We start from the raw sequence: 501 nt of genomic DNA on the forward strand, positions 1-501 counted from the left end.
CTACCTATTTTAGTAAGTTTTCTTAGTAATGGAACAGCCACAGATAAATCAGACACATGGGCAGACGAAAGAAGACTGCTCACTATATACTGACTGCTAGTAGAAACAGCTAGATGGGCTTTATAGCCAAACCAGTACTGATTTTTTCCTTCACTATTCTTTTTAATTCCCCAAGTAGGTTCCGTAGGAACCAGATGAGATAAATCAGTGTCACTTACCTTTAACTGTTCCTCGACAGAGAGCATTTTATCATTATCTGTTTGATGGGCTTTATCATGAGCAGTAAAGTGAGTCGCATCTATTGCTATCTGCTCAGAAAATAACCCATTAACCTCATCAATTTGTGTAAGTAATAGGTGATTCAAATTATCCATTATGTGTGGATGTGTCGTGAGTTTATGTGCAAAGCGTGAGAAGGTCGCTTCCGAAGGGATGCGCTCTGAATAGAGAAACCCTAAACTTAGTTTAAATACTAGATCTTCCTTCAACCGTTTAATCAAC

General features: G+C 38.3%; 1 protein-coding gene. It reads right to left on the minus strand.

Going from position 1 to position 501, the window contains the following annotated elements:
- Positions 1-501, minus strand: a 501-nt coding sequence (locus AC5KOD_RS02330) for a transposase (protein ID WP_496912945.1), incomplete at both ends; no start/stop codon positions are given.

This window comes from Vagococcus sp. WN80Y (assembly GCF_059621045.1).